The 9977-nt window shown below is 52.3% G+C and carries 8 protein-coding genes and 1 tRNA gene; 2 read left to right on the top strand and 7 right to left on the bottom strand.

Annotated elements, in window-relative coordinates; genetic code table 11:
* The first annotated feature begins 180 nt into the window (after positions 1–180).
* On the top strand, positions 181–1269 hold the full coding sequence (locus tag MXMO3_RS08660; RefSeq protein ID WP_162889192.1) for a tyrosine-type recombinase/integrase: 1089 nt from the start codon (positions 181–183) through the stop codon (positions 1267–1269).
* 79 nt (positions 1270–1348) lie between these two features.
* Here MXMO3_RS08660 and MXMO3_RS08655 read toward each other — a convergent pair.
* Positions 1349–1424, bottom strand: a tRNA-Trp gene (locus MXMO3_RS08655).
* Between the two features lie 83 nt (positions 1425–1507).
* Positions 1508–1885, bottom strand: coding sequence for an MAPEG family protein (locus tag MXMO3_RS08650; RefSeq protein WP_027836098.1), 378 nt, complete (start codon positions 1883–1885; stop codon positions 1508–1510).
* Between the two features lie 277 nt (positions 1886–2162).
* Between MXMO3_RS08650 and MXMO3_RS08645 the strand changes: the two genes are divergently transcribed.
* The gene (locus tag MXMO3_RS08645; protein WP_117395610.1) at positions 2163–4271 is read left to right on the top strand and encodes a phosphodiester glycosidase family protein; all 2109 of its coding nucleotides are present in this window, start codon (positions 2163–2165) and stop codon (positions 4269–4271) included.
* A gap of 63 nt (positions 4272–4334) precedes the next feature.
* Here the strand turns inward: MXMO3_RS08645 and MXMO3_RS08640 are convergent, their stop codons facing one another.
* The 5 genes from MXMO3_RS08640 to MXMO3_RS08620 all read right to left on the bottom strand — a co-directional run bounded on the left by MXMO3_RS08640 (position 4335) and on the right by MXMO3_RS08620 (position 9928).
* Complete coding sequence (locus MXMO3_RS08640) at positions 4335–4724, bottom strand: hypothetical protein (protein WP_117395609.1); 390 nt, start codon at positions 4722–4724, stop codon at positions 4335–4337.
* A gap of 12 nt (positions 4725–4736) precedes the next feature.
* A complete protein-coding gene (locus MXMO3_RS08635) occupies positions 4737–6437 on the bottom strand; it encodes a methyl-accepting chemotaxis protein (RefSeq protein ID WP_117395608.1) in 1701 nt (566 codons plus the stop codon).
* A 194-nt stretch (positions 6438–6631) separates the two neighbouring features.
* Positions 6632–7822 carry an elongation factor Tu gene (gene tuf, locus MXMO3_RS08630; RefSeq protein WP_117395607.1) on the bottom strand — a complete coding sequence of 397 codons (1191 nt, stop codon included), beginning with the start codon at positions 7820–7822 and terminating at the stop codon, positions 6632–6634.
* Between the two features lie 184 nt (positions 7823–8006).
* On the bottom strand, positions 8007–8951 hold the full coding sequence (locus tag MXMO3_RS08625) for a nucleoside hydrolase (RefSeq protein WP_117395606.1): 945 nt from the start codon (positions 8949–8951) through the stop codon (positions 8007–8009).
* A 155-nt stretch (positions 8952–9106) separates the two neighbouring features.
* Complete coding sequence (locus tag MXMO3_RS08620) at positions 9107–9928, bottom strand: RNase A-like domain-containing protein (RefSeq protein WP_117395605.1); 822 nt, start codon at positions 9926–9928, stop codon at positions 9107–9109.
* Between the last annotated feature and the right edge of the window lie 49 nt (positions 9929–9977).

Genomic DNA, 9977 nt, shown 5'->3' with positions numbered 1-9977 from the left:
TTCTAAGCACAGATCAAGCCGCCGCCTATTGCGGAATGTCGCCCAATCATTTCAAAAAACACGCCAATGTATCACCAATCAATTTCGGCAACCGGATCTTGTACGATCGGAAAAGCCTTGACGAATGGATAGATCAATTCAAAGATTCCACCCCTGCACCGGAACTGAGGGGGTTGGGAAGTGACAGGGCGAATAGTGCGCATTAAAGGCTTGAACCAATATAAGGACCGTCACGGCAAGTTGCGGCGCTATCACCGCGCCAGCGGGACGCCCATCGACCCCACGTTAGAGGGCACCGCCCTGGCTGCCGAGGTCGACCGGCTTGACAAACTGCATAGGAAAGCCAAATCGAAACCCGGCTCATTGGGATTATTGATCGAAGAATATGTGAAGCGCTCCGATCATTGGCGAAATCTGCGCCCGCGCACCCGTAAAGACTATGAGCAGGTTTTCAAATATCTAAAATCCATTGATGCCTTGGACACAAAGCTGGTCGAAATCAAGCGCTCGACTGTTGCCATATCCCGCGACAATGCCCGCGACAGGCGCAAGCCCAAATTCGCAAATAGTCTGGTCACTGTACTCAAGAAGGTTTTCGCATTTGGTGTTGAATACGAATATATGGACGTCAACCCTGCCGAAAGCATTTCAAAGGCCCTAGGAGGCGAAAAGCGCCCGAACCGCCCCTACACCTCACAAGAACTTGTTGCGATCATAGACAACGCCCCAGCGCAGCTTATCGGCCCTATTTATGCCGCAACACTCTATGGCTTGCGTGAGGGAGACGTGCTGACCCTGACCAAAGCCAACATAAGGGGCGACAATTTCGGGAACTGGTTGCAGCCCACCACAAGCAAACGCGTTAAGCCTGTTTGGCTATACATCACGCCGACCATGGCCGAAATCATCAACCAGCAGCCCAACGAAAAGAGCGTGCAGATATTCGTGAACTCAAGGGGCATGCCATGGACACCGGACGGGTTTCGCTCCTCATGGGGAAAATACAGGGATCGGCTGGAAGAACAAGGCCTCATCGATGGCGGCGGCACATATCACGGATTGCGCACAACGGTGCAAACCATCCTTGATGAACATGGATATGCCGATGAGATCAAATATCTCGTCGCCCACGCACCAAAAGACGTGACCGAACACTATACGATTACGTCAAAGCGCAAGAAAATCGTGATTGAGATGGTCGAATGCATCGAAAAGGTGATCAATGATGCGCGGGGAAATGTGGTAGGAATCAGGAACAAAAATGCATAACCTACCAAATAGGTTGCATAACCTTGGATCAGGTTATTTCCTAAGCCATCATTTAAACCAACAATTTCAGTGATTTAAATGGCAGGGGCGGAGAGACTCGAACTCACGACCCTCGGTTTTGGAGACCGATGCTCTACCAACTGAGCTACACCCCTGCAAATCGGCAAAAAAGCCGCTGGCATGGTCTAATGCCAACGGCGCATTCTTTCAAGTCCATTTATGTGCTTTTTTGAAATTTCTATCCAAAAAGTGGCAACGCCATCATGATCAGGCCGACAAATCCAGCCACCCACACAATTGAACGCAACCACGGCACGGCCAGAATATAGGAGATGACATAGATCACACGTGCGGCCAAAAACACTTCTGCCCCAACCAGCGCATCCACTTCATGCCCCTGAACGATCACCAAAATCGCCAGTGGCAAAAACAGAAACAGGCTTTCCTTTAGATTGCTGAGCGCCCGTTCAGCCCGCTGCCCAGCCTGCGGCAACGAAGGCAAATCATCACGACTGCCAACATATCGGTTCAAGCCAATTTGCGAGAACCGCACTATCGCGGGCGTAAAAAGCTGCACCAGGTACAGCGCGAGCACAGCCAAAATCATGTTTATCATAACGAATCTCCTCGGGCGCATAGCCAGTTTTACTTAGGCTCACAATCCGCTTGTTTACATACATAGTTGGGCCAACTGTCCAACCACCTGCCCATGGTCAATAACTGACATGCAAATCGCCAAACTGAATCAGGCGAACGAATTGCGGCTGTAATCAGGATAATCAAATCAACACCAATAACCAATCTCTACTTTTACAGCGGGTCAGGCATATTTCAGCCAAAAACGGGGCCCTACGCGCGATAATTACTTCATATGAATTTTGAGAGGATATTTTATGTCTTTATTCAACTGGAAAAGCGTCGGCGTTTGCGCGTTGCTTTCCGCAATGGCTCTGGGCGCCCCCGCCTCTGCGGCCGACCCGAACGGTTCACGCTATGACGATTGGTCACAAAACGAAGTGTGGCTCGCCCACTATGGTCGATACACCGATAGCGGCTGGGTCTCTTCCAAATACCCTCGGATGTTTGGCGACATAAATGGCGACGGTATGCAGGATGTGGTCGCATTCGGCCAAACCGGCGTTTACATCGGCATTTCTAACGGCACGTCCTTTATCAATGATCCTAATGTGTGGGTCAGCGCCTTCGGCTATGGGGATGGCTGGCGCGTGGGCACCGATCCGCGCTTTACCGCAGATATGAACGGTGACGGAAAAGACGATTTGGTCGGCTTTGGCAATGATGGCGTCTATGTCGCCATTTCCACGGGCACGTCCTTCAATGCCGCCACCAGATGGTCCGATCAGTTTGCCAGCTCCGTTTGGCCAAACAGCAATTGGATTCGCACACTTGGCGATGTCAATGGCGATGGCCATCCGGATGCGGTGGGCTTCGGCACCGACGGTGTTTATGTGGGCTTAGCTGATCCTACAAACAGCAAGTTTGGCGATGCCACAAGGTGGATCGAGAATTATGGAACTGATCAAGCGTGGAACACGACAGAATATACCCGCCTGCTTGCTGATGTGAACGCTGACGGCAAGGACGACATCATCGGATATGGCATTCAAGGTACCTATGTGTCCCTCGCCCAATCCAACAACACGTTCAATGCCGCCAGCTTGGTAGTGGCCAATTTTGGATCGGACCAAATGTGGAGTAATGCCAAACATTTGCGCACCGCAGCAGATGTGAATGGTGATGGTAAAGCCGATTTGGTCGGCTTTGGTGATACGGCAACCTATGTCGGTTACTCCAACGGCACCAACACGGCCAATTCATGGACATTCGCGACCCTGACCGACCAGTTTAGCCTCGGGAGCGGCTGGACCAATGACGGCACGCTGCGCATCATGACAGATGTAAATTCGGACGGCAAAGCCGACATTGTAGGCTTCAATGCCCCGGGCATGCAGGTGGCTCTAGCACAAGGACAAGATCAGGACGTAACCTATTCCACCGCAAAGCAGTGGGTAAATGATTTTGGCTCTAACCAGGCATGGGTGGTTGGCGAAAGCCCTCGTTTCATGGTGGACGTGAATGGTGACGGACGGCCCGAACCGGCAGGCTACGGCTATTATGGCGTCTATGTATCTGCACCCGCCTCGCTCTATTGCTGTGACAAGGTGAACTTTCTAGATACCGGTTCAAATCCGCCAAACAAGCAGGTTGATGGCGCATGGATTGGCCGCACATATTTGCCACGGGCCCAATTGGTGCTCAATGCACCGAACAAACCGACCACCTGCGAAAACAATCCCACCTATAAAAATCCGGTGGAACCGATTGTCGCCAACAGCACAGGTTATGGCCCTTGGAGCAACCAATACTCAGCCCGGCTTTTCATCAACGCCAACTTCTTCGACATCAATGCGGGCAACCCCTATACGACGCCCTGCACAACGGCTTTGGGCTGGACCATTGGCAACACCGAAACCGTTTCAACTTACGGAACGGTGCACGGCGGCGCTACGCAAACCATGGCGTTTTTCACCCCCGCTCACGCGCAATCAACCGGCATATATGCTGAAATCCTGGGCAACAACGCCGTGTCGTCCCAGCGGGACAACATCCAAAATGCGGTGTCCGGCTTCACCTTGGTATCGGATGGCCAGTTTAACGACCAGTCAAGCGGCATTGCCCCAACAACCAACCGCGCCCGTGCGGGCATTGGCCTGACGCAAGACGGCAAAACGCTGATCTTGGCCATAGTGAACAATGGCAATGATGGTGGCACCTACCCCAATGGTGGCACAACCCTCAAAGGGCTGGCCGACTTATTGATCGCGAACGGCGCCTACTCCGCCCTCACCCTTGATGGGTCCGGCTCTTCACAACTCGTCTTTAGCAATGGTGCTGTCACCTACAAATCAGTGGGCAGCGACAACGCTCAGGGCGGCACTCATCAATATCGGCCAGTGCCGATATTCCTCGGGGTCCGATAAACACGAAAAAAGGCGGTCCCACGGGGCCGCCTTTCATTCTGCCAAACTCTAAACATTCACGGGTTAGCCCGCTGCCGCAGTGGCCCAACTCTTTTCGTCAGAAATTGGTCCGCAAATTCCATTTGCCGCAAGAAAGAACAGCGCGCCAAGTTCACCGAGCCGCGCCCGTGTGGTCGCATCATTCACTTTTACAACATGAATATTGGCAATGCGGCTCGGCGCAACATAATAAGCACCCGACGCAACAATGCGCGACATATAGTCGGCTTCACTCTGGAAGGGCGGGAACACGACCGCCATTTCCCCCGTATCTGGCGCCTTGGCCAATCCGACGACGCCAAAACCAAACATGACCACCATCAAGGCCATCGCTGGCAGAAAGGCGCTCAAACCGCCGCGGTCACTGTCCGATTGCGGTGGGCGCTCATCCTGATGGAAACCTTGGTCGTTCATTCGGTTTCGCCCCTACGAGGCTTTTGACATTTTGGTGGGCAGCGCCGCCTGTCCGGACACACGGAACACGTCGACAATTTGGTCAAGCTCTGCAGTCTGAGCTTCTGTTTGCTCAATGGCGGCATTGGTCTCTTCCACCAAGGCGGCGTTATGCTGGGTCATTTCCTCCAACTGCTGCATCGAGCTTGTCACACCTTCAATCGAAGAGGCCTGCGTTTCGCTGTGCTCAGCAATGTCTTCCATCAACCCAGTCATTTCCCGCACAGCCTCAACAATACCAGTCAGGCTTTCAGATGCTTGCGATACCAATTGTGTCCCGCCATTCACTTCGCTGGCCGATTGCTCAACAAGTGCCTTCACGTCCGACGATGCTTCCGCAGCCGATTGCGCCAGGCGTCGCACTTCAACGGCGACCACCGCAAAGCCCTTGCCTGCTTCACCGGCCCGTGCCGCCTCAACAGAAGCATTCAACGCCAACAGGTTCGTTTGGAACGCAATATCATCAATCAGCGAGATGATTTCTGAGATTTTGCTGGAGGCAGTCGTGATCCGGCTCATCGCTTCATTGGCATGCGCCATCACTGAAGCCCCCTCATCCGCCGTGCTTTGCGCTTTTCGCGCTGACCCGCGTGCATTTTGTGCCTTAGTCGCATTTTCGGCAACGGTTTCCGACATTTTGAACATCGCATTAGAGGTCTGCTCCAATGTGGTCGCCTGCCGGGTGGTGCGCTCATTCAAGTCGACAACACCAGAAAGAATGTCGCTGGTTGCCGCGCGCAGTGTGCCCGAGGTTTGTTTAAGCTGACCAATCACCTCCGACAAATTATCTGCCACGCGATTTGTATCGCGCTTTAGTTTGTCAAACGCACCATGGTACGAACCCGTCATACGCTGTGTGAGGTCAGCATCGGCAAGCGCCGACAACACGCGCCCGGTCTCTGACACGCCGCGATCCACCTCTTGCACCAATGTGTTGATGCCTTCTGCCAGCTTGTTCAACGATTCATTGTTGAACTCGCTCTTAACGCGATGGGAGAAATCACCCTTGCTAGCAGAAGCAACAACTTCACCAAACTCTTGCTGCAGCGCCTCGAGCATGCGCGTACGCTCTGCGCGGTTAGCTTCCGATTTGCGTGCATCTTCTTCACTCATCACCCGAACTTGGTCTGCTTGCGCAGCGGCCTCTTCGGATTTGCTATCCGCAAATGCCAATAGCTTTGTTGTGTTCCATGTCATCCACACTAGGGCCACAGCTTCAAAAACAAGCACCACAGCGTGCAACAACACACGACCGAGCGAGCCACCGCCGTAAAACACCAAGGATTCAAATGTGAGGCCAAGCCCCAAATGGTGAACGGCTACGACCGTCGCGCCAACCAGGATTGCCCGAAAGTCATACAGCAAGGCGCAAACCGCAAGGGCGGCAAAAAAGGTCATGTGCATATCGATCTGGTAGAATTGCCCCTGTGTGGCAATCAACAGGGCAATCACCTGCGCCATCATCACGGTTACAGCGAGATAGCGAAAAGCGGGTGACGTGCGGTTCCAAAGATAAGCCCCGGCAAGCGAAAGCAGGCCAACGAATGCCAAGCCCGTGCCCAAACCAAAACCACCTTGGACGAAATATTCCACAACGGCCACACACAGCGAAAGAACCAAGGACGCAATCGAAATCACAACCGTCCCTCTCATGCGCAAATCATCTACGGTCAATGCTGCAACTCCCAGTCAAATTCAAACTTAATGATATTTAAAAAAAGAATGGATTTAACTCGTGAAGAATGTGTTACGCGGCCGCCCAAATCCGCGCCCTTTTCGTACACACACTGTTGCAATAAATGCGAACAAACAAAAAAGGCGGCCCAAAATGGACCGCCTTTCAAAATGCGATTGGTCTTTTAAAAAGACTACTCGATGATTTTGGCGACGACGCCGGCGCCAACAGTGCGGCCACCTTCGCGGATAGCGAAGCGCAATTGCTCTTCCATCGCGATCGGCACGATCAACTCAACGTTCATCTCAACACGGTCACCAGGCATCACCATCTCGGTGCCTTCTGGCAACGTCACAACACCAGTCACGTCAGTTGTACGGAAGTAGAACTGTGGACGGTAGTTGTTGAAGAATGGCGTATGACGGCCACCTTCGTCTTTGGTCAAAATGATCGCCTCACCAATGAACTTGGTGTGTGGGGTCACTGAACCTGGCTTACACAAAACCTGACCACGCTCAACTTGCTCACGGTCAATACCACGGATCAAAGCACCGATATTGTCACCAGCTTCACCGCTATCCAGCAGCTTGCGGAACATTTCAACGCCTGTCACAACAGTTTTCTGTGTGTCTTTAATGCCAACGATCTCAACTTCTTCGCCAACATTGATCACGCCACGCTCAACACGACCGGTAACAACTGTACCACGGCCTGAAATTGAGAATACGTCTTCAATTGGCATCAAGAATGGCTGGTCCTTAGGACGTGCTGGTGTTGGCACATAATCGTCAACAGCCTGCATCAGCTCAAGGATCTTGTTTTTGCCGATTTCGTCGTCACGGCCTTCCAAAGCTGCCAAAGCTGAACCCGCTACGATTGGAATATCGTCGCCTGGGAATTCATAAGTGGTCAAAAGTTCACGAACTTCCATTTCCACCAATTCCAACAACTCTTCGTCGTCAACCTGGTCAACTTTGTTCAAGAACACAACCAGCGCTGGTACACCAACCTGACGGGCCAACAAAATGTGCTCACGTGTCTGTGGCATTGGGCCATCAGCTGCGTTCACAACCAAAATAGCACCATCCATCTGCGCCGCACCAGTGATCATGTTTTTCACATAGTCAGCGTGGCCTGGGCAATCAACGTGCGCATAGTGGCGACCGTCTGTTTCGTACTCAACGTGCGCTGTGGAAATGGTAATACCACGTGCTTTTTCTTCTGGCGCTTTGTCGATCTCGTCAAAAGCTGTGCCTTGACCACCTGTCGCTTCAGACAATACTTTCGTAATCGCTGCTGTCAGGGTCGTCTTACCATGGTCAACGTGACCAATAGTCCCAATGTTTACGTGCGGCTTGTTCCGCTCAAACTTTTCCTTCGCCATGCGTATAATCTCCGTTCGCTTAGCATCCGGCTAATTAATAAACACGGGACAGGTCCCCTGCCGGAATTCGTTGCGTCTATTACCCCAAATTTTGCAAAGACAAAAGCCCTAATTTTCAACTTATTAAACGCCAATGCCTATTCGAACCACTTTGCTCCATTTTCGCAGGGTTTTCGTCGGCTTTTTACTTATAATTGCCGATGCGTTCGATCAAAAAATCAAAGAATTGATCGCGGTTCACGTCGTAGGCCCATTGGGCATTTGCCGGCTTGCCCGTCACACCCCAGAAATCAACCGCCGTGTGACCGCGGGTCAATTCGCTTTGGGTTTCAATGGCGATATGACAGGGCTTTAACTTGAACAAATCCGGCTTCAACATCCAAGCCACCGTGCACGGATCATGCAATGGGCCGCCCTCAGCGCTATATTTCGCGGCATCATATTGCCCGAAAAAATCAAGCATTCCGGCACAAGATCTTGCGACCCTACTCCCCAAAGCATTCAATCGGCCGACAATTTCTGGGCTGGTCATTACTTTATGAGTTACATCCAAGCCAAACATGGCGATGGGGCGACCGCATTTCATCACAATATCCGCCGCATGCGGATCCACATAAATATTGAATTCAGCTGACGGCGTCACGTTCCCGGCTTCAAATGAGGCGCCGCCCATAATGGCAATCTGCTTGATCTTGCCTGCAATATCCGGTGCTTTTTTCAGCGCCATGGCCAAATTGGTCATCGGTCCGGTGATCACCATCTCAACGCTTTCATCCACCGCCGCACGCAAACGATCGATGATAAAATCAACGCCATGCTGGTCTTGCTTTGGCAAGCTCGGCTCGAAAAACTCGATGCCATCAATACCAGTCTCGCCATGAACATATTCAGCCGTGAACAATGGCTCCACCAGCGGCCCCATGCAGCCAGCATAAACCGGCACATCTTTGCGGCCTGCCATTTCAACCAGAATACGGCAATTGATCTCCGTGCGCGTCAACGGCACATTGCCCCCGGCAGCTACAACGCCCAGCACATCAAGCTCAGGCGCATTCAGCGCCAAGAACAACATCAGCGCATCGTCTTGTCCGGGATCACAATCAAGTATTACAGGGCGTTTATCAGTCATAAATCATTCTCCATTGCCGCCCGGACCATGCGCGGCAGATAATTTGCGGTCAAGCCAGATTATCAATATCCCCCAGCAATCCCACTTTCGATGATCATAAAAATGGGCGATCAACCCAATCAGCTTGACCGCCCATTCGTTTTCGTTAACTCAGCTTACTCAGCCGACATGCTATCCAATGCGACGCTGAGTTCTTCCAGCACATAGGCAAGCCAACGCGTGGCACCATCTGGGGTCCCGAACCGACGGTTTGCCCAGTCCTCGATCAGTCGTGGATCATGCTTTGGGTCAGCCAGGAAATCGGCACCTTGAGCCAAAACCAAGCGATGCGCTTCGGCAGATACATGGGTCAGGTTAGACTTCGCCGCGACATCATCGGAAACACCCGCCAAATCGCTATCGGCAAACTGCCCGGCCAAATATCCGGCCAAAGCCGCATATTTCTGCGCTGCGTCATTACCCATCATAACCTCATGTTCACTCAATGCGCTCGAACCAGCGGGTGGCATGGTTGGAAACGATGTTAGAAGAAAACATCCTCCATGACCATCAGCCTCGATCACCGTGCGCAACCGATCCGAATTCACAATATTTTGCAAACTGGCTGGCCGAAAGGCGACACGACCAACAATGGCTGTTGCAACAAAATTATCAACCCGACGCTGACCATGCAGCGCATTGTTGGCCCAATTATTGACCGCAACACGCACGCCCGTCAGCCCGGCTGTGATGGCCAGTTCGGCTGTTTGTTGATCAGTATAGGTACTGGCATTTTGGATATTGGGCGAGTTAATTAGCCGATTGACCAATTGCGCATCGGTCTTGCCGACATGCCGCGCAATCGTATGCCCACCAGCCAATTCCTGTGCAGTCAGCCAACCCAATGGAAACGGGTTGGGCAAACATTGCGCCTGCGCCAAGGGCACAAGCAAGGCGAGCATCAAAATGCTCAGTTTTAAACGAATGAAATGTTTCATTTTTCTGTCCTTCAGTTTGTTTGGGGGAGAAAGTGGGGTGCGCCACGCG

This window comes from Maritalea myrionectae, assembly GCF_003433515.1.
Taxonomy (GTDB): Bacteria; Pseudomonadota; Alphaproteobacteria; order Rhizobiales; family Devosiaceae; genus Maritalea; species Maritalea myrionectae.
Note: the sequence above shows the minus strand (reverse complement) of the source record. Positions and strands in the feature narration are given on the sequence as shown.